Source organism: Anaerostipes hominis (ex Lee et al. 2021), assembly GCF_002270485.1.
In the GTDB taxonomy this organism is placed as follows: domain Bacteria; phylum Bacillota; class Clostridia; order Lachnospirales; family Lachnospiraceae; genus Anaerostipes; species Anaerostipes hominis.
Window position 1 is genome coordinate 20,100 of sequence record NZ_NQOG01000009.1, and the last position, 19,366, is coordinate 39,465.

General features: G+C 46.5%; 18 protein-coding genes. 17 read left to right on the plus strand and 1 reads right to left on the minus strand.

The window, feature by feature from the left end:
• Window positions 1-18 precede the first annotated feature (18 nt).
• From CI597_RS09825 to rhaD, 8 genes are all read left to right on the plus strand, one after another.
• Window positions 19-999 carry an AraC family transcriptional regulator gene (locus CI597_RS09825; RefSeq protein WP_024727179.1) on the plus strand — a complete coding sequence of 327 codons (981 nt, stop codon included), beginning with the start codon at window positions 19-21 and terminating at the stop codon, window positions 997-999.
• A 66-nt stretch (window positions 1,000-1,065) separates the two neighbouring features.
• Window positions 1,066-1,248, plus strand: coding sequence for a type II toxin-antitoxin system Phd/YefM family antitoxin (locus tag CI597_RS09830; RefSeq protein WP_024727180.1), 183 nt, complete (start codon window positions 1,066-1,068; stop codon window positions 1,246-1,248).
• Window positions 1,249-1,257: 9 nt separating this feature from the next.
• The gene (locus tag CI597_RS19465; RefSeq protein ID WP_369882343.1) at window positions 1,258-1,428 is read left to right on the plus strand and encodes a Txe/YoeB family addiction module toxin; all 171 of its coding nucleotides are present in this window, start codon (window positions 1,258-1,260) and stop codon (window positions 1,426-1,428) included.
• 192 nt (window positions 1,429-1,620) lie between these two features.
• Window positions 1,621-3,366 carry a purine-cytosine permease family protein gene (locus tag CI597_RS09840; protein ID WP_024727181.1) on the plus strand — a complete coding sequence of 582 codons (1,746 nt, stop codon included), beginning with the start codon at window positions 1,621-1,623 and terminating at the stop codon, window positions 3,364-3,366.
• Window positions 3,329-3,646 carry an L-rhamnose mutarotase gene (gene rhaM, locus CI597_RS09845; protein WP_024727182.1) on the plus strand — a complete coding sequence of 106 codons (318 nt, stop codon included), beginning with the start codon at window positions 3,329-3,331 and terminating at the stop codon, window positions 3,644-3,646. The genes CI597_RS09840 and rhaM overlap by 38 nt, the downstream gene beginning before the upstream one ends.
• A gap of 16 nt (window positions 3,647-3,662) precedes the next feature.
• Complete coding sequence (rhaB, locus tag CI597_RS09850) at window positions 3,663-5,087, plus strand: rhamnulokinase (RefSeq protein ID WP_024727183.1); 1,425 nt, start codon at window positions 3,663-3,665, stop codon at window positions 5,085-5,087.
• Window positions 5,084-6,331 carry an L-rhamnose isomerase gene (locus tag CI597_RS09855; protein ID WP_024727184.1) on the plus strand — a complete coding sequence of 416 codons (1,248 nt, stop codon included), beginning with the start codon at window positions 5,084-5,086 and terminating at the stop codon, window positions 6,329-6,331. Before rhaB ends, CI597_RS09855 begins: the two co-directional genes overlap by 4 nt.
• A 12-nt stretch (window positions 6,332-6,343) precedes the next feature.
• Complete coding sequence (gene rhaD, locus CI597_RS09860; RefSeq protein WP_024727185.1) at window positions 6,344-7,174, plus strand: rhamnulose-1-phosphate aldolase; 831 nt, start codon at window positions 6,344-6,346, stop codon at window positions 7,172-7,174.
• A 65-nt stretch (window positions 7,175-7,239) separates the two neighbouring features.
• On the opposite strand, the gene CI597_RS09865 is transcribed toward rhaD, so the two are convergent.
• Window positions 7,240-7,770, minus strand: coding sequence for an ECF transporter S component (locus tag CI597_RS09865; RefSeq protein WP_024727186.1), 531 nt, complete (start codon window positions 7,768-7,770; stop codon window positions 7,240-7,242).
• 171 nt (window positions 7,771-7,941) lie between these two features.
• Here CI597_RS09865 and CI597_RS09870 point away from each other — a divergent pair, with 171 nt between their 5' ends.
• From CI597_RS09870 to CI597_RS09910, 9 genes are all read left to right on the plus strand, one after another.
• Window positions 7,942-10,230 carry a hydratase gene (locus CI597_RS09870; RefSeq protein ID WP_024727187.1) on the plus strand — a complete coding sequence of 763 codons (2,289 nt, stop codon included), beginning with the start codon at window positions 7,942-7,944 and terminating at the stop codon, window positions 10,228-10,230.
• Window positions 10,231-10,242: 12 nt separating this feature from the next.
• A complete protein-coding gene (locus tag CI597_RS09875; RefSeq protein WP_024727188.1) occupies window positions 10,243-11,727 on the plus strand; it encodes a Na+/H+ antiporter NhaC family protein in 1,485 nt (494 codons plus the stop codon).
• Between the two features lie 10 nt (window positions 11,728-11,737).
• Window positions 11,738-12,670, plus strand: coding sequence for an AAA family ATPase (locus CI597_RS09880; RefSeq protein ID WP_024727189.1), 933 nt, complete (start codon window positions 11,738-11,740; stop codon window positions 12,668-12,670).
• A gap of 9 nt (window positions 12,671-12,679) precedes the next feature.
• On the plus strand, window positions 12,680-13,672 hold the full coding sequence (locus CI597_RS09885; protein WP_024727190.1) for a DUF58 domain-containing protein: 993 nt from the start codon (window positions 12,680-12,682) through the stop codon (window positions 13,670-13,672).
• A gap of 26 nt (window positions 13,673-13,698) precedes the next feature.
• A complete protein-coding gene (locus CI597_RS09890; RefSeq protein WP_143266080.1) occupies window positions 13,699-15,741 on the plus strand; it encodes a transglutaminase-like domain-containing protein in 2,043 nt (680 codons plus the stop codon).
• Between the two features lie 120 nt (window positions 15,742-15,861).
• Window positions 15,862-16,323: a C40 family peptidase gene (locus CI597_RS09895; RefSeq protein ID WP_024727192.1), complete on the plus strand. Its 462-nt coding sequence runs from the start codon at window positions 15,862-15,864 to the stop codon at window positions 16,321-16,323.
• Window positions 16,324-16,708: 385 nt separating this feature from the next.
• Window positions 16,709-16,939, plus strand: coding sequence for a hypothetical protein (locus CI597_RS09900; protein ID WP_024727193.1), 231 nt, complete (start codon window positions 16,709-16,711; stop codon window positions 16,937-16,939).
• 63 nt (window positions 16,940-17,002) lie between these two features.
• Window positions 17,003-18,199 (plus strand): enoyl-ACP reductase FabV, encoded by a 1,197-nt coding sequence (fabV, locus tag CI597_RS09905; RefSeq protein WP_024727194.1) that lies wholly within the window; start codon window positions 17,003-17,005, stop codon window positions 18,197-18,199.
• A 3-nt stretch (window positions 18,200-18,202) separates the two neighbouring features.
• Window positions 18,203-19,336: a ribonuclease E/G gene (locus CI597_RS09910; RefSeq protein ID WP_024727195.1), complete on the plus strand. Its 1,134-nt coding sequence runs from the start codon at window positions 18,203-18,205 to the stop codon at window positions 19,334-19,336.
• The last annotated feature ends 30 nt before the right edge of the window (window positions 19,337-19,366 follow it).

Below are 19,366 nucleotides of genomic sequence, written 5' to 3' on the forward strand. Positions count from 1 at the left end.
CGAGAAAGGGGTGTTTTGGTGAGGAAATGCCTGATCAGCCAATTGGAAGTCATAACAGAAGAAGAACAGAGGATTCTGGATGGGCGAGATGTAAGCAGAACCTTATATACTACGAAAAAGACATTTGAGGTAGAGGCCGAAAAGCTTTTGAAGAACGGGCGCCTGATCCAGGTGAGGACACACACAAGATTCACTGATTTTCCGGAGCACAATCATAATTATATAGAGATGATGTATGTGTGTCAGGGAAGGATCACTCATTTTATCGGCGGTAAGGAAGTGGTCATGGAGGAGGGAGATTTCCTCATTCTGAACCAGCATGTCCGCCACAGCATCTGTTGCGCATCCAGAGAGGATCTGGGGATCAACTTTATCGCTCTGCCGGAGTTCTTTGATATTCCGCTGCAGATGCTCCAGGGAAATAATGTGTTAGCTGATTTTCTTGTGGATACGCTCAGACAAAATTCCTTTTCTGAAAAATATCTGCTGTTTAAGCTTTCCGGTATCTTAGAGATTGAGAATCTTATGGAGAACATCGTCTATTCCTTAAAAAACCTGGGCAAAAATGAAGAAAAGATCAACCAGCTGTCCATGGGGCTTGTGTTCCTTCACATCCTGAACCATATAGACAAGCTGGACTATACATCTCCCCAAAATTACAAGGAGATCGTACTCCAGACAACACTGAGTTACATAGACCAGCATTACAAGGAGGCGAATCTTTCTAAGCTTTCAGAGGATTTGAACCAGTCCCTGTCTGTGCTGAGCCGGATGATCAAACAGAATTTCGGACACACGTTCCAGGAACTGGTGCAGAGAAAGAAGTTCCAGAAAGCCATGACACTACTGTCCGAGACGAATCTGTCCATCGCAGATATCGTGGCGGCTGTAGGTTATGAGAACAGCAGCTATTTTTACAGGAAGTTTAAAGAAAAATATCATATGTCCCCCAGAGAATACCGCCTGACTCACCAAAACGGAGATCAAATACGGATTTAAAAGTAAAGTAGTTTATGTTTGACGTACGCTATAATGTATTTAAGTAGAAGAAAGAGGGAATGGGGGATGATGATGAGTATTGTAAATAGCAAAGGGCAAAATGCAGTTTTAATTGAAGAGCAGGATCGAAAAGCGATTGAGGAAACCCTGTATTTAAATAGGATTCCAGGGATGAGAGAACACCTACAAGCTGGAATGCAGACTTCTCTTGAAGATTGTGAAGAATATAAGGAGGATGAAGAGTGGTAAAATACAAAAATTTCTTCGGATCCATTTGAGAATCCGCCTCCGTATGAAAAACTCATGGGGAATTTTGATGGCTTGATTTCCCGGCGCATTAATATAAAATATCGTCTTGTATATCAAGTTCATGAAGAGGAACAGACGATAAAAATTTTAAGTCTTTGGTCGAATTATGAGTGGTTGTAAGAAAAAGATCATTGGAATATCCCGAATACAAACAAACGTATTCGGGATATTTTTTTGTTCCATAGGAAAGTTCCTCTTGTACAGTCAAATAAAGACACCTTTTTCGTCAAACCACGTCCTAACTTTTGGGCGTGGTTTTTCTTATACTTAATGTATCGAAGAAAAGAACGAAATCAAAAGGAGGAGAAACATATGAACGCAGAGTATCGAAGGAAGGCATCGGCTGTCCCGCCGGAAGACCGGCCCATTTCCAAAAAGAACATTTCCGGACTTGGGAATTTCTTTGGGATTTATGGCGGAGAACACATCGCGGCTACAGAGTTTGTCATCGGCGCTACACTGGTGACCTGGGGTGTCAAGGCCACAGACATTTTTATCGGACTGTTTATCGGCAACATTCTGGCAACGCTGACATACGCACTGATCTGTGCACCGATTGGGACTGACACAAGAGTTACCCTATATTCTTACTTAAAAAAGGTCATGGGACCTTACATGCAGAAGGTTTACAACTTTGTCTGGGGGCTGGCATCCATCGCCATGGCGGCATCCATGCTGACCGTATCGGCCTCTGCAGTGAGAGAGATCTTTGGGATCAGGCTGCAGACCCAGTGGTATCCGACGGATATCAAATTTATTCTGGTGGTCATTGTGCTGGGCATCATTGTAACTTTAGTGGCGGCAAACGGATTTGAGGCGGTGGCCAAATTCTCATCGGTCTGTGTGCCGTGGATGATCATTATTTTTGCCGCAGGAATCTTCGTGGTTGTCCCTGAACTGATCAAGGTGACCAACGGGGCGCCAGTACAGAGCTTTACCGACTTTATGAATCTTCTAAACACCAGTGTGTGGAACGGGGCAGTCATTCCGGGAGGACAGAAGCTGGGTATCATCCATGTCATTGGATTTGCCTGGATGTGCAATCTGGCTTACCATGGCGGACTGAACGATATGGCATTGTTCCGCTACGCAAAGACTTCAAAATACGGATTTATTACCTCTTACGGAATGTTTATAGGACATTTTTTTGCATGGGGAAGTGCGGGAATCATGGGAGCAACAGCTTCTGTCATATTGAACAAATCTCTGCTTATCCTGGATTCAGGAGCCATCACAGGAGCCGTTTTGGGGGCAACCGGCCTGCTGGCAGTCATTGTGGCAGGGTGGACCACTGCCAATCCGAATATTTATCGTGCAAGTCTCGCATTTGAAACTATATTTAACAAGATACCACTGAAAAAGCTCACCTATGTGATCGGCGCAGTTATGACCTTTGCGGCATGCTTCCCGATTACCATGAACATTATGGCGATTGTCAACATCATTGTGCTTGTGATTCCGGCCATCGGGGCAGTGATTTTTACGGAACACTGGATCCTTCCGAAACTGGGCGGCACCAGATACTGGGCTACATTTAAAGGATGGAAGATTAATTATGCAGGTCTCTTTGCATGGCTGATCTCACTGGCATTTGTGGTGGTGATGACCTTGACCGGAGTGATCCACTCTTATCTTTTATTCCTGCCCACGTATCTTCTTGCCATGGTAAGTTATATCATTCTGGCCTGTTCCATGGGAGCCAGGGAGGACTATACGGCCCAGAAGGAAGAAGACCAGAAGGTGCGGGCGGCACTTGAGGAATTAATGGAAGAGGAAGATGAAAATATCATCGAATATGTGCCGAAGAAACCTGAAGTCCAGAAAGCGGCAGCGCTCCTGTCCTATGCAGTTCTAGCCGCTCTGGCAGTTGTGACAGTTTTGGTATTTGCAGGAGGCATCGGTGTAGAAACATGGAAAACAATCTCTTTTCCGATCACGGTCTGTTACTTTGTGCTGGGAGGCATTGCCACCTATCTGAAGTATGGATTAACGGAAGTCAAAGAACAGCAGGAGGTAAAGAATGAAACGATACAAAGGATTCAAAATGAAGCTCTATGAAGGGCAGGCGGAGGAATATGAAAAGAGGCACAATCAGCTGTGGCCGGAGATGAAAGCTATGATCCATGAGTATGGCGGAAGCAATTATTCTATCTATCTGGACCCGGAAACCAATGTTTTGTACGGATACATAGAAATCGAAGATGAAGAGAAATGGAACCAGGGAGCAGACACGCAGATCAACCGGAAGTGGTGGGATTTTATGGCGGATATCATGGAGACAAATCCTGACAACAGTCCGGTGAGCAAAGACCTCCAGCTGGTATTCCATTTAGATTGATCAGGAGGCAGAGATAATGAAGAAATATTTTTTGGCAGTGGACATCGGGGCCTCCAGCGGAAGGCATATTTTAGGAACTCTGGAAAACGGAAAGATTAAGTTTGACGAGATCTACCGGTTTCCAAATGGCATGGAAAATATAGACGGCTCCCTCTGCTGGAACACAGACGCCCTGTTTTACGAGATCAAGCAGGGACTTAAAAAATGCAGGGAGCTTGGAAAGATCCCTGTCTGTATGGGAATCGACACTTGGGCAGTGGACTATGTTTTGCTGGATGAAAATGACTGTCCTATAGGGAAATCCTACGGGTACCGTGACAGCAGGATGCAGGGAATGGATACAAAAGTGTATGAAGAGATCTCTCTTAAGGAGCTGTATGAGAGAACCGGGATACAGAAGCAGATCTTTAATACAATTTACCAGCTGACAGCGGACAGGGAGAAGGAACCAAAACGTCTTGATCAGGCCAAAAGCCTTCTTATGATCCCGGACTACTTTAACTTTCTTCTGACAGGAGTCAAGAAGACGGAGTACACCAATGCCACCACAACGCAACTGGTGGATCCGGAGACAAAGGATTGGGATTCTTCTTTGATAAAGCGTCTTGGTTTTCCGGAAGAAATCTTTCAGGAAATAGCGGTTCCCGGAACTTTTGTCGGAAACTTCACCGAGGAGATCCAGGAGGAGATCGGATTTGACTGCCAGGTGGTGCTTCCGGCAACCCATGATACCGGGTCTGCGGTGGCAGCTATACCAACAGAAGATGACCAGGCTTTATATATCAGCTCCGGCACATGGTCTCTGATGGGAACCGAGCTAAAAAAAGCGGATTGTTCCTTAGAAAGTATGAAGGCCAACCTGACCAATGAGGGAGGCGTTGACTTCCGGTTTCGCTATTTAAAAAATATCATGGGCCTGTGGATGATACAGTCTGTTAAGAAGGAGTTTGACACGGAATATTCGTTTTCCTATCTCTGTGAGATGGCGTCCAAGCAGACGATCCCATCCATTGTGGACTGCAACGATGAGTCTTTTCTGGCACCGGACAGCATGATAAAGGCGGTGAAGGATTACTGCATAAAGACCTCACAGCAGGTGCCGAAGAGCGAGTGGGAGACAGCGGCAGTGATCTATCACAGTCTGGCAGAATGTTATGCCAGGACGATCAGGGAGATCGAGAGCCTGACAGGTAAAACGTATGAAAAGATTTATGTAGTGGGCGGAGGCGCAAACGCCGGATACCTCAATGAGCTGACAGCAAAATATACCGGGTGTACCGTATATGCAGGACCGTCAGAGGCAACAGCCATAGGAAGCCTGCTCTTACAGATGAGATACGCCGGATGTTTTAAGGATTTGAAAGAAGCAAGAAACTGTGTGGCGCAGTCATTTGAAATAGAAATTTATGAACCGGAAAATATAGGAGGAAAAGCATCATGACAGTAGAAGAAAGATATGAGGCGGCAAAAGAAAGTTATAGAAACATCGGGGTGGACACAGATCAGGTACTGGAATATTTAAAAAATGTACCGATCTCTATGCACTGCTGGCAGGGAGACGATGTGGCCGGTTTTGAAGGAGAGGGAGCGTTATCCGGAGGGATTCAGGCTACGGGAAACTATCCGGGAAAAGCGAGGACACCAAAAGAGCTGATGGAAGATATTGACAAGGCGTTGAGCCTGATCCCGGGAAAACACAGGCTGAACCTGCACGCCAGCTACGCTGTGTTTGAAGATGGATTTGTGGACAGGGATGCCCTGGAACCGAAGCACTTTAAAAAATGGGTGGAATTTGCAAAGGAAAGAGGCCTGGGCCTGGATTTTAACCCTACTTTTTTTTCTCATCCAAAAGCGGAGGAAGCGACTCTTTCCAGTGAAAATGAAGAGATCAGGCAGTTCTGGATCCGCCACGGCCAGGCTTGCTTGAGGATCTCCGAATATTTTGCAGAGGAGCTGGGAACTCCATGTACAATGAACATCTGGATCCCTGATGGATTTAAGGATGTTCCTGCAGACAGAAAGGCACCCAGGGCAAGACTGAAGGACTCCCTTGACCAGATCCTGGCGGCAGGCTATGACAAGGAAAAAGTCAATGTGGCAGTGGAATCCAAGGTGTTTGGCATCGGCATGGAAAGCTATACCGTAGGTTCCCATGAGTTTTATATGAACTATGCGGCTAAGAATGATATCCTCTGCCTGCTGGACAATGGACATTACCATCCTACAGAGGTAGTCTCTGACAAAATCTCATCCATGCTTTTGTTTTCAGACAAGGTGGCACTTCATGTGACCAGGCCGGTGCGCTGGGACAGCGATCATGTGGTTCTCCTGGATGATGAGACAAAGGAGATCGCAAAAGAAATCGTCATGAACGGGACAGAACATGTGCTCCTTGCGCTGGACTTCTTTGATGCCAGCATCAACCGTATCTCAGCCTGGGTGGTCGGCATGAGAAATATGCAGAAAGCCCTGCTCACAGCCATGCTTAGACCTAATGAGAAGCTTAAGTCTCTCCAGGAGAACAGGGAATTTACAGAGCTTATGGTGATGCAGGAGGAATTAAAGCTGTACCCGGCAGGGGACGTATGGAATTACTTCTGTGAGATCAACGGGGTACCTGCAAAAGAGGACTGGTTTCAGGAAGTAAAAGCTTACGAAAACAATATCCTGTTACAGCGCAATTAGAGGAGGCGGAACATGAATATATTAGAAGCAGAGTTTATCAAAGGATTTATCAGAATGTGCACAGACGGCTTTTTACAAGGGTGGCACGAGAGGAACGGTGGAAATGCAACCTACCGTATGAAGCCGGAGGAAGTATCAGAAGTTAAGGAGGCATTTCAACTGGAACGGGAGTTTACTCCGATCAAAACAGAAGTTCCGGGACTGGCTGGTGAGTATTTTTTGGTGACGGGTTCCGGAAAATATTTCCGTAATGTGGAACTTGCACCGGCGTCAAACATTGCCATCATCGAGATTGACAGCAGGGGAGAAAATTACCGGATCGTCTGGGGACTGGAAGGAGGCGGAGTGCCCACCAGTGAACTGCCTTCCCATCTGATGAACCACGAGGTGAAAAAAGAAGCTACAGGCGGCGCACACCGGGTGATCTATCATTCCCACACACCTAATGTGATTGCACTGACCTTTATCCTCCCCATTGATGACAAGGTATTTACAAGAGAACTGTGGGAAATGATGACCGAGTGTCCGGTTATATTTCCAGATGGGATCGGAACTGTTGGATGGATGGTTCCGGGAGGAAGAGAGATTGCGGTGGAATCCAGCAGGCTGATGAATAAGTACAACGCTATCATATGGGCTCATCACGGCATCTTTTGTTCCGGAGAGGATTTTGACAACACCTTCGGTCTGATGCACACCGTGGAAAAGGCAGCAGAGATTCTCATAAAAGTGCTGTCTGTAAGACCTGATAAGTTTAAGACCATCACACCGCAGAATTTCAGGGATCTGGGTGAAGCATTTCAGGTAAACCTGCCAGAAGAATTTTTATACGATAAGAAATAAGAATACAGAGCATAAAAGAACTGTTGCCCCGGGGAGAAATATCCAAGGGCAGCAGTTCTTTTAGACTACTCGTGGTTCATGCACAATTTCGCTTTTTTAATATCCGGAACTGCCGTCAGGATTGGCAGCAGAATGGCTGCCACAATCAGGCCGGAACAGCCCTGGATGGCATTGGAAGGCACGCTTAAAAGTGCTGGTCCGATCCCCTCCGTAAAATAGGAGTGGAGGAAGTATCCTGCCACCACAAATAAGATGTCGGCCAGTCCGCACGGGATCATGGCGATCAGTTCTTTCACTCCGTGACTGGTGAGGGCTTTATACAGTACGGCTGCACAGAGCGCCACCATGAACTTTACAACGAAGGTAGTCGGCGCATAGTAAGCATAGCCTGAAAAGATATCCGCAAAGGCAGAGCCGATACCGGCGGCCAGAGAGCCGTACTTCTTTCCCAAAATAACACCGCTTAAGATGACAAAGGCATCACCCAGATGAATATAGCCGTGGGTGGCAGGGGTTGGGATCTGGATGACCATGGTCCCCACACAGCACAAAGCCGTGAAAAGAGCGGTATATACAAGTTTTTTCGTTTGATTCATAACGATCATTCCTCCTCAATTAAGATTGCTCAAATCCGTTTCATTTATCTTAATAAAAAAGTGGCATTGATGAAAATGCCAGATATAAAGTTTTTAATGGTGCCAGCTTATTTTTCTTTCCTAAAACAGCATCTTATGATATAATCTCCTAAAAAGATTCAGGAGGAAAGTATGATTAATTTGTATGAAAAAGGTGCATTTTTAGTAGACGGCACCGAACTTGTAGATGAAAAAAACGCAGAACGATTAAACCAGCTTGTTGGGTCTGTCCCGACAAAAGAAGAAGCGAAACAAAACACCATCGCATATGGAATTCTTAACGATCATAACACGTCCGGCAGCATGGACAAGCTGATGATTAAATTTGATACATTGACATCCCATGACATTACTTTTGTGGGGATCATCCAGACCGCAAGAGCGTCAGGGATTGAAAAGTTCCCGGTCCCTTATGTGCTCACAAACTGCCATAACAGCCTCTGTGCCGTTGGCGGAACGATCAATGAGGATGACCACATGTTCGGCCTGACTGCCGCAAAGCGCTACGGCGGCATGTACGTACCTCCTCATCAGGCAGTCATCCATCAGTTTGCAAGGGAAATGCTCGCAGGCGGAGGAAAGATGATCCTTGGTTCTGACAGCCATACAAGATATGGTGCACTGGGAACCATGGCTATGGGCGAAGGCGGGCCGGAACTTGTAAAGCAGCTGCTGAACCGTACTTATGATATTAACATGCCTTCCGTTGTCGGTGTTTATCTCACCGGAAAACCTGAAAAAGGGGTAGGGCCTCAGGATGTGGCTCTGGCCATCATCGGCGCCGTATTTGAGTGCGGATATGTGAACAACAAGGTAATGGAATTTGTAGGGCCTGGCGTGGCGAACCTGTCAGCGGATTTCAGGATCGGCATTGACGTTATGACCACAGAGACAACCTGTCTTTCTTCTATATGGAAGACAGATGATACTATTAAGGAATTTTACGAGATCCACGGCAGGGAAAAGGACTACAAAGAATTAAATCCTGGAGCCGTTGCATACTATGACGGAATGGTGGAAGTGGATTTATCCAAGATCAAACCGATGATCGCCATGCCATTCCATCCGAGCAATACTTATACAATTGATGAAGTCAATGCAAACTTAAGTGATGTATTGGCAGAAGTGGAAAAACGCGCCATGGTAAGCCTAGATGGAGCTGTAGATTACTCGCTTCAGGATAAGATTAAAGACGGAAAACTGTATGTAGATCAGGGAATCATCGCGGGATGTGCCGGCGGCGGATATGAGAATATCTGTGAGGCAGCTCATATCTTAAAGGGAGCCAGCATCGGTTCTGATGAGTTTACCCTGAGTGTTTACCCTGCAAGTACGCCGGTCTTCATGGAGCTTGTAAAGAACGGAGCGGTGGCAGATCTCATGGCCACAGGAGCCGTTGTAAAAACAGCCTTCTGCGGACCGTGCTTTGGAGCCGGAGACACACCTGCCAACAATGCGTTTAGTATCCGTCACTCTACAAGGAACTTCCCGAACAGAGAGGGCTCCAAGTTACAGAGTGGGCAGATCGCATCCGTGGCATTGATGGATGCTAGATCCATCGCAGCCACTGCGGCAAACAAGGGATACCTGACTCCAGCCACAGATCTGGATTCTGATTTTAATGTACCAAAGTACTTCTTTGACAAAACAATTTATGAGAACCGTGTGTTTGACAGCAAGGGTGTGGCGGATCCTTCCGTGGAAGTACAGTTTGGACCAAATATCAAGGATTGGCCTAAGATGTCTGCACTCCCTGAGAATCTCTTATTAAAGGTTGTGTCTGAGATCCACGATCCAGTCACCACAACCGATGAGCTGATCCCGTCAGGGGAGACTTCTTCCTACCGCTCTAATCCTCTTGGGCTGGCAGAGTTTACGCTGTCCAGAAAAGATCCTGCATATGTGGGACTTGCAAAGGAGATTCAGAAAGGCCAGAAAGCCATTGAGGCGGGAACCTGTCCTCTGGATGTAGTAGAAGAATTAAAGCCTGTCATGGAGGCTGTAAATAAAAAGTATCCGGGAACCGGAGAAGGCAATCTTGGGATCGGAAGTACCATCTTCGCAGTGAAGCCGGGTGACGGCTCTGCCAGAGAACAGGCGGCATCCTGCCAGAAGGTATTGGGCGGATGGGCAAACATTGCCAACGGATATGCTACTAAGCGCTACCGCTCTAATCTGATCAACTGGGGAATGCTTCCGCTGACAATCGAAGAAGGAGCGCTACCGTTTAAGAACAAGGACTACTTATTCCTGCCGGGTATCAGAGAGGCAGTGGAGAAGAAAGCAGGCAAGATCCAGGCCTTTGTTGTGAAGGACGGGGAGCTTCTTGAATTTGAGCTGTCCTTGGGAGAACTTACAGATGATGAGAGAGAGATCATCCTGAAGGGATGCCTGATCAATTACTATAAAGAGGAGAACTAAGGAGCAGCATAAATGGTCGGAACTATTTGGGCGTTGGTACCGCCCGTCATTGCCATTGGACTGGCATTGATCACAAAAGAGGTTTATCTTTCCCTGATGGTGGGGATTGCTTCCGGGGCTTTGATGTTTGAGCATTTCAAGCCTGTGGAAGCAATGAATACCATATTTGAAATTATGACTGGAAAAATCGGGGGCAACTGTGACATCCTGATTTTTCTTGTGATGCTGGGTATTTTAGTAGCCCTGATCACCAAATCCGGGGCCTCAAGGGCCTATGGGAAATGGGCATTAAAGGCAATCAAGTCAAAGAGACAGGCCATGTTTGCCACGTCTCTTCTTGGAACTGTGATCTTCGTGGACGATTATTTCAACTGTCTGACGGTTGGAACCGTCATGAAGCCAATCACAGACAAATATAAGGTCACGAGGGCCAAGCTTGCGTATGTGATCGACGCCACCGCAGCGCCGATCTGTATCATTGCCCCGATCTCCAGCTGGGCTGCGGCTGTGGGCTCCTCGCTTCCAGAGGGAAGCAAGATTGACGGATTCTCTTTGTTTGTCAGGGCGATCCCGTTTAATTATTATGCTCTCCTGACTTTGGTGTTCCTCATCTTTCTGATCATCATCAACGTGGATTTTTCCAAGATGAAACAGTATGAGGAGGAAAAGGGGAACGAGACCCATGACCAGAAGCATGACGCGGATGTGCCTGTGGTGGGAAGAGGACAGGTAAAGGATCTGATCCTGCCCATCGTGTTTCTGATCGTTTCCTGTATTGGATTTATGCTTTATACGGGAGGATTTTTTGAGGGAAAAGATATCATAACGGCGCTGTCCGAATGCAGCAGCGGAAGAAGTCTTGTATTGGGGTCTTTTTCGACGCTGATCTTTACATTTCTTCTGTATATTCCGAGAAAGGTCGTCGCCTTCGTGGATTTCTGCGGGAGTTTCAGCCAGGGATTTAAGTCGATGACGTCAGCGATCATGATCCTTTGTCTGGCATGGACTCTATCCGGTATATGCGGAGAAGAATATTTAAGGATCGGACAGTTTGTCAGCGGAATTATCAGTGGAAATACGTCCGCAGCGGCTGTGCTGCCGGCCCTGTTCTTTTTGGCTGCTCTGGGCCTGTCCTTTGCCACAGGAACTTCCTGGGGGACATTTGGAATCCTGATCCCTATCTCCGTGGCTGTCGTGGGGAATGACATTTCTGCGCTGACACTGCTGGTGGGGTCTATTTTATCCGGGGCCGTATGCGGAGACCACATCTCTCCGATCTCCGATACAACGATTCTGGCCTCCGCGGGAGCCGGATGCCGCCATATTGACCATGTTGCAACACAGATGCCCTATGCGTTTATCGTGGCAGTCTGTGCTGTAGTCGGATACCTGACGGCGGGAGCATTAGGAAACGGGTTTTTAGGCCTGGCGGTTGCGGCCGGAGCCCTGGCTGTGGCCATGGCTTCCATTGTGTGGAATGTAAAAAAGAAGGCTTAGAGGTGATAAGATGAGCAATTTGGCCACAAGGGCAATTGAAGAAATAGGAAAAGTGATTATTGGAAAAGACCATATCACAAGGCAGGTCATGACTGCGATCTTGGCCAACGGCCATATTTTGATTGAGGATATTCCGGGCGTGGGAAAGACTACGCTGGCAATTGCATTTTCTAAGGTTCTGGGTCTGGATTACCAGAGGATACAGTTTACGCCGGATGTGATGCCTGCGGATATTGCCGGGTTTTCTGTCTATAAGCAGGGCAGTGAATCCTTTGAATATCAAAAGGGGGCGGCCATCACCAACCTCCTCCTGGCAGATGAGATTAACCGGACTTCGCCCAAGACCCAGTCGGCTCTCCTGGAGGCCATGGAGGAAGGAAGAATCACTGTAGATGGGGTGACGAGAGAACTTCCCGATCCATATGTGGTCATTGCCACACAAAACCCTCTGGGAGCGGTGGGGACCCATTCACTCCCTGAGGCCCAGCTTGACCGTTTTATGATCCGGATTTCCATGGGATACCCGGACAGGGAGAGTGAGGTGGCGATGCTCAAGCAGGAAAGAGTCAATGTTGCCATCGACTCTCTGGAAGAGATCATACAGGTGACGGATCTCATACTGATGAAACAGCAGGCGGAGCGGGTATATGTCCATGAGGATCTGTACCGGTATATTGTCGATATTGCATGTGCCACCAGAAACCATCCCGATCTTAGCATGGGGATCAGTCCGAGGGGAACGATCTCTCTTCTTCAGATGGCCAAAGCAAATGCATATCTCGATGACAGAGATTATATGGTGCCGGATGATATTAAGCAGATTTTTTATGCCACATCCGCCCACCGTGTCATGAAAAGCAAAGAGGCGAGGATCAAACGCAGGACGGTCAGGGATATTCTTAAGTCCATAGCCGAAGAGATCCCGGTATCAAAGAGCAGATAAGGAGCATCCATGATCATTGGAATTATCATCCTAAGTGTGATTTATGTTATCTTATATCAAAATATCATCGGAGGATGCCTTCTGGCATCCTTATTTGTTTTGGTGTTAATATCCTGGTGGAACGTGCGGAGGAAGGCATCGAAGCTGAGGATTGAAGTGTCTCTTGACCGGAAAGCTGCCTCAAGGAAGGAAGAGATTCAATTAAAGGGTATCTTTAAAGGAATCCGGTGTCTGGATACAGCAGAGTGCCAGATTACCTATCAGGTTCGCTATTGGCTCATGGGACGGAAAAAAGTCATAAAAGAGAGATTTGAGTATTCCGGAAAGGAGTCGGAGGGCTTTTTGATCCCGCTCAGATTTGATCACTGTGACGAAGTGCACATAACGGTGGCTAAGATAAAAATGCGGGATATGACGGGCCTGTTCTGGGCAGATAAATTTGTAAAAGCCAAAGCCGTGGTGCTTATCATGCCGGATGCGTATCCGCTGGGCCGGATGTCAGATCAGGCGGTGGAGGCAAAGACCATGGACCCGTATGAATATGACGGACTCAAGGAATACCGCCCTGGAGACAAGGGTTCCAGGATTCACTGGAAACTGCTCGCAGGAAAAAATCTGCTGATGGTGAAGGACATGGAGGAAGAAAGGGAGGAAAAGCTCTTTATCTTTCTAAGCCTGCCGGAGTGGGGAGAAGCATATGATGATTTTTTTACTGTATTTTTCTCTGTCTCAAAGTTTTTTTTGGAGCAGGGAATGCCGCAGACAATATACTGGGGGACAAAGGAATACTACCTGGAACGGTATCAGCAGTATGAAGAATTGTTTGGGGAGATGTTTGCGTCAGACTTCGGCGGGGACTTTGAAAACAGGGAGCATGAGGGAATTCATATCTATATGAGAGAGACAGAGACTGATCTGATTTATGTAGAAACAGAATCGGAGACGAATGCAGTCGACAGGAGCAGGCTGGAGCAGGGAATCTATGATCTGGAATTATTTTGAAGCAGATTGCAAGGGGTCTTTTTATTATGAAGGAAAAAATTGAACCATATATGAAATATATATTTCTGAGCATGATATTTCTTGGCTTGACAGACAGTGTTTTTGTCGGGTTTTTTACGAGAGCCTTTCAATATTATCTGCTCTGTGCCGGCGTGGCGATCCTGACAGTGCTCTGCGTTCTGTTAGAAAGGTATCCGAAAGCTGTCTTCGGCGCAGTTGGCTTTGCGGCAGCGGCTTCATTTTTTTTAAGGAGCTCTCTTGTCAATGGATTTCAGCTGATCAGCAACCGGATGGCCGATGCAGTAAATCAAGTGTTTGATATGGGGTTTTATTATTACGTGGATATCCGGCCTGAGTATACGCGGCGGGACAGCATCCTGTTTATCCTGCTTTTATTCCTGGTGGGCAGTGTGATCTTTCATCATCTGACGAAGAAGACGAAGAGCTTTGCGGCAGTGGTATCTGCAGTCGAAGCCTGCCTGCTGATCCTGACTCCGTATTCCATCACGGGACCGTTTCTGCTGTTTTTATGCGGCTTGACCGGCTATGTACTCTGGACACGCAAAAAGACATTCAGCGCATCGTTAATATCCGTATGCCTTCTCCTGGGGGCTGTCGCAGTATCCGGAACTGCCGGGGAGCCTGCAGACAGCAATCCGGTCAAGGAGACGGCACTGGAATTCGTAAGGACGCTGTCACAGGGCAAAGATTATCAGGTGGCAGGAGGGATCGGAAGCGGAGATATTGGGAAGATCGGTTCCGTGTCGCCGAGGGGAACAAAGCTGTTTCAAGTGAAGCTTTCAAAACCGGAGACGCTGTATCTGAAGGGATTCACAAGCGGTGTTTATGAGAAAGGCATGTGGAAAAAAGAAAAGAGAGACGCAAAGGTGATCCTGGGAGAGAACAGTCTGGATCTGCCTTACCAGTTTTTTGATCTCAAGATTCCTGAGCTCAGTCTTGAACTTTTAGATACAGGTCTTCAGAAAAAGCCGGAAAAAGCAGAGATCCGCTATCAGAAATTTACGGATGAATATTACCTTTGGCCTTATTTCAGTAGTATCTCTCCGGAAAAGGGGAGGTACTACGGAGATTACAATATGAAAAGGACCGGAAAAAGGGAAAAGGAAACTCTCACATATTATCCTGTATCCTTGGACAGTATGCTGAAGGCAGACGGAAGGATCACAGATGCCCTTCTGGATGGCCAGACCGGGGATGTGACTTTGGAAAGGGAGTATTTTGAGGCAATGGATTCCTACAATAAATATGTCAGGAGACAGTATTTGAAGGTCCCCGGAGAATTAAAGAAGAAGCTTACAAAGAAATTTCCGGAACTGCTACAGGTGGTCTCCATGCGGAAAAAGACCGAGATGATCCAGACACTTTTGAGAGAAAATTATCGATATACAAGCGAGTCCGGAACTACACCGGAGGGAAAAGATCCCATCTGGTATTTTCTGAATGAGAATAAAAAAGGCTACTGTACGCAGTATGCTTCCGCTGCGGTCATGATGTTCCGCTCTGCGGGGATCCCGTCCAGATATGTGGAGGGATATCGGATCGATGAACAGAAGTTTAAGAGAGATCGTACAGCCCAGGTCACGGATTTCTATGCTCACGCTTGGCCCGAAATATACGTAGAGAATGTGGGGTGGGTCCCGGTGGAAGTGACCAACACCCGGAATCTGCTGTCCGAACAGGATCAGACAGAGGAGGAGGTTTCATACACAGAAGAAGGAAGAGAGTCTCTTTTGAAGAAAAATATGGTTCTTCAGAGCCTGGCTGCGCTGCTTTTATCTTTTTTCATAATTGTTACAATTATTAAGATTGCGGGGGAAATTATCCGGTACAGGAATTGGAGAAAAAGTACCAACAAGGAAAAAGTCATAATTTATCAAAATTTAATAAATTCCCTGACAGATGGTAAGAAGCTGGACGAAAAATATGTCCTGACCCTCGAAAAAGTGCGTAAAATCACGGAAAAAGGTAGGTTCAGCCAGCATGAGATCACCGACGAAGAACTAAGATATGTGAAGAGATTTGTCGATATATTAAAGAATAAAATATAATTGTTACACAAATGTTAAAAAACTCTTGACAATTTCATTACATATAAGCTACAATAGCAACAGTGAAAGAAATACATGAAACATTATTGTAGTATTTGTATTGATTGATTAGGAGAACACATGAAACGTTTGGTAGTAAAAGCAATAGTAGTCATAATGCTCACAGTTGTGGGATGTTCTGCAATCGGCGGGACTAGAGAGACAGAAGCTGCTTCCAATAAAGGGCAGAAAGTTGTGAATTATGCAAAACGCTTTGTCGGTAATAAATATAAATATGGCGGAACCAGTTTGACGAGAGGAGCTGACTGCTCCGGATATGTAATGTCTGTTTACAGAAAATTCGGCAAAAGACTTCCGCACTCTTCCTACGGAATGAGAAAAGCAGGAAAGAAAGTAAAAGGCGGAATCAAGAAGGCGAAGCCGGGTGATATCATCTGTTACAGCGGACATGTGGCAATTTATATGGGAAATAATAAAATTGTCCATGCAAGCAACTCTGCACCGTATCCCAGAGGTGGGATCAAGATCTCCAAGAATGCGAAATACAGAAAGATCGTGGCAGTAAGAAGAATTTTTAAATAGGTATACATAAACATAAAACTGTTGTATTAGTGTTCATACCACTGATACAGCAGTTTTTTTTCTGAAAAATAAAAAACGCTCAGCACTTGATCCGTCTGTGATCATTGTACTTTTTCACCTTATATGGTAAAATTGATTAATATATATGGACAGAGTTGGTGCCGGGATAAGAACTTTTATTCCTGTCCAATGTGGAAAGCAGTAGCAAAGGCAGTGCTGTGGATGGGGAAGATAAGGCGTGAGGCCCAAGAGGCTCTGGAGATGATTCCAGGCGGAGTGTGTATATATTTATAAAGAAGGCCGGATTTATCCGGTATTCCGCAACTCCTCATTCTATGAAACATCAGGCTGTTCCGAGAAGCATGCCAGGGAGATCAGCCAGGAGATGGCATTTCAGGGGGTACACAGGGAAGACCTTCCGGAAGTGAAGGAAAAAGTAAAGAGATTTTTACGGAGATCTGCTCTGCATCAATCAGATCCCCATCAACCTTCTGAGCAACACGGTCAAGTTTACAGGCAGGGGATGAACGCTCATGTGGCCAAACCTGTCGATTTAGAAGTGCTGATGGATACGCTTTGGAAGGTGATGAAAGCCCCGAACCTTGGGGAAACTTGACAGTGGAAAAAGGAACGATTATAATTTTCAGTAATGATTGAACTTGAAAAAAAGGAGATATACATGAAAATAAGTCCAAAAGTCCGGGATTTTTTGTGCCTTACTGCACATCCAGAGGGCTGCAGAAAAAATGTTGAGAATCAGATTACATATGTAAAGAAGCACAGCGAAGTCAAGAACGGGCCAAAGAAAGTCCTGGTCATCGGAGCGTCCACCGGATACGGGCTGGCATCAAGGATCAACGCGGCATTCGGATGCAAAGCAGCTACGGTAGGTGTCATGTTTGAGAGACAGGCGGCTGGAAAGAGGACTGCCACGGCGGGCTGGTATAATACGGCTGCATTTGAACATGCGGCAGCCAATGAGGATCTATATGCCAAGACAGTCAACGGAGATGCATTCTCCAGGGAAGTCAAGGAGAAGGTGATCGATCTGATCAAGAAGGATTTAGGGAAAGTCGACGCCGTCATTTACAGTCTGGCCGCACCGAGAAGAACTGCCGAGGACGGCACCGTGTACCAGTCTGTGCTAAAGACGACCGGAGAAGATTTTACAAATAAGAACCTGAATCTGAAAGACAACACCATCGGAGAGAAAACCATTGAGGCTGCCACAGAGGAAGAAGTGGAAGCGACGGTGAAGGTAATGGGCGGAGAGGACTGGAAGGCATGGATTCGGGCACTCACAGATGCAGATGCCATTGAAGAAGACACTGTTACTTTCGCCTACTCTTATATCGGGCCGGAGCTCACTTATCCCATCTATTTTGAGGGAACCATCGGTGCTGCAAAGAAACATCTGCACAAGACCGCAGGTGAGATCAATGAAGAATTTAAAGAAAGAGGCATCAGGGCATATATTTCGGTCAACAAGGGTCTCGTCACTCAGGCAAGCTCTGCAATTCCGATCGTTCCCCTGTATATGGCAGTGCTTTACAGTATCATGAAAGAAAGAGGCCTCCACGAAGGATGTATCGAACAGATCACCAGGCTGTTTGGAGAAAAGGCTGTGTTCGGACAGGCAGAGACAGACGGTCAGGGACTGATCCGTCTGGATGACTGGGAGTTAAAGCCGGAAGTACAGGCAGAAGTGGAACGGCGCTGGGAGAAGATCAATACGAAAAATGTTAAGGAATATGCCGATATCGAGGGATACTGGGAAGACTTTTACCAGATGTTTGGCTTTGATATGGACGGAGTGGATTACGAAAAAGATCTGGACCCTTCCGTGAATATTCCGAGTATACCGGACGCAGAATAATATATGAATGAAGTAATCATAACAAGGCTCGGAAGGCATATCGTCAGCGCATGGCTTGAGGACGGAGAATTCGCGGAGTTTTCATCCGAACCGGTAGAGGAAGGCAGTCTGGTCGGAAATATTTACAAAGCCAGGGTGAAGAATATCGTAGGAAACATCCACGGAGCTTTCGTTGAGATCGACAAGGGCAGGCTCTGCTTTTATCCTCTGGACGAACGAAGAAAACCGGGAAAACTCAAAAACGAAAAAGAAATCCTCATCCAGGTAAAAAAAGACGGCACAGACAAGAAGGAACCGTTAGCCACAGAGAACATTGAACTGACCGGAGAATATCTTGTGCTGTCCTCTGATAAGTCGTTCGTGGGTATATCAGGGAAAATCCGGGATAAAGAAAAAAAGGAAGACTTAAAGAGGTTCGTCTCTGCTTTTGTCACCGGAGAGTATGGATTTATTGTGAGGACAGAGGCTGCAAATGCGGATAAAGAAAAGATCGGGAGAGAAGCAGCAAGTCTGGCTGAGAGATATGTTCAGATCCAGGAGAAACAGCAGTATATGAAGCCTTGCAAGCTTCTGGCCACAAATCAGAATTTCTCGTCCCGTTATGTATTTGGACTTTCTCCTTCCCGTGTGGAACGTATCATCTCCGATGATGAGGTGATCTGCAGGGAGGCAGAGGAGAATGGATATCAGGTCCGCCGGATGGACAGACAGGATCAGTCTATTGAGAGGGGATACCGGCTTTCTCATGCACTGGAGGCAGTTTTTCATACGAGAGTGTGGCTCAGATCGGGAGGGTTTCTGATCATCGAGCGCACAGAGGCCATGACAGTGGTCGACGTAAATACAGGAAAATCGATCGGGCGGGGACAGAAGGAAGGCCATATTATAAAGATAAACCGGGAGGCGGCAAGAGAGACGGCCAGACAGATCAGGCTCAGAAATTTATCCGGGATTATCCTCGTGGATTTTATCGATATGAAAGAAAAAGAAGAAGAGGACAGGCTCCTTTCCTATATGCAGTCTGTGCTGAACAGGGATTCCAAGAAAGCGGTGGCCGTAGACATGACGAAGCTTGGACTGATGGAGATCACGAGAAAGAAGGTCAGAAGACCCATAGAAAAAGAAGATTTCCTGTAAGATTATTGCTTGACATGGAAAAAATAAGTT

Excerpts from the sequence above, each read along its gene's own strand:
- CI597_RS09865 (WP_024727186.1), bottom strand. The coding sequence starts at position 7,770 with ATGAATCAAACGAAAAAACTTGTATATACCGCTCTTTTCACGGCTTTG.
- CI597_RS09840 (WP_024727181.1), top strand. The coding sequence starts at position 1,621 with ATGAACGCAGAGTATCGAAGGAAGGCATCGGCTGTCCCGCCGGAAGAC.
- fabV (WP_024727194.1), top strand. The coding sequence starts at position 17,003 with ATGAAAATAAGTCCAAAAGTCCGGGATTTTTTGTGCCTTACTGCACAT.
- CI597_RS09885 (WP_024727190.1), top strand. The coding sequence starts at position 12,680 with ATGATCATTGGAATTATCATCCTAAGTGTGATTTATGTTATCTTATAT.
- CI597_RS09870 (WP_024727187.1), top strand. The coding sequence starts at position 7,942 with ATGATTAATTTGTATGAAAAAGGTGCATTTTTAGTAGACGGCACCGAA.
- rhaM (WP_024727182.1), top strand. The coding sequence starts at position 3,329 with ATGAAACGATACAAAGGATTCAAAATGAAGCTCTATGAAGGGCAGGCG.
- CI597_RS09910 (WP_024727195.1), top strand. The coding sequence starts at position 18,203 with ATGAATGAAGTAATCATAACAAGGCTCGGAAGGCATATCGTCAGCGCA.
- CI597_RS09890 (WP_143266080.1), top strand. The coding sequence starts at position 13,699 with ATGAAGGAAAAAATTGAACCATATATGAAATATATATTTCTGAGCATG.
- CI597_RS09895 (WP_024727192.1), top strand. The coding sequence starts at position 15,862 with ATGAAACGTTTGGTAGTAAAAGCAATAGTAGTCATAATGCTCACAGTT.
- CI597_RS09875 (WP_024727188.1), top strand. The coding sequence starts at position 10,243 with ATGGTCGGAACTATTTGGGCGTTGGTACCGCCCGTCATTGCCATTGGA.
- CI597_RS09900 (WP_024727193.1), top strand. The coding sequence starts at position 16,709 with ATGGCATTTCAGGGGGTACACAGGGAAGACCTTCCGGAAGTGAAGGAA.
- CI597_RS09880 (WP_024727189.1), top strand. The coding sequence starts at position 11,738 with ATGAGCAATTTGGCCACAAGGGCAATTGAAGAAATAGGAAAAGTGATT.
- rhaB (WP_024727183.1), top strand. The coding sequence starts at position 3,663 with ATGAAGAAATATTTTTTGGCAGTGGACATCGGGGCCTCCAGCGGAAGG.
- CI597_RS09855 (WP_024727184.1), top strand. The coding sequence starts at position 5,084 with ATGACAGTAGAAGAAAGATATGAGGCGGCAAAAGAAAGTTATAGAAAC.
- CI597_RS09830 (WP_024727180.1), top strand. The coding sequence starts at position 1,066 with ATGATGATGAGTATTGTAAATAGCAAAGGGCAAAATGCAGTTTTAATT.
- rhaD (WP_024727185.1), top strand. The coding sequence starts at position 6,344 with ATGAATATATTAGAAGCAGAGTTTATCAAAGGATTTATCAGAATGTGC.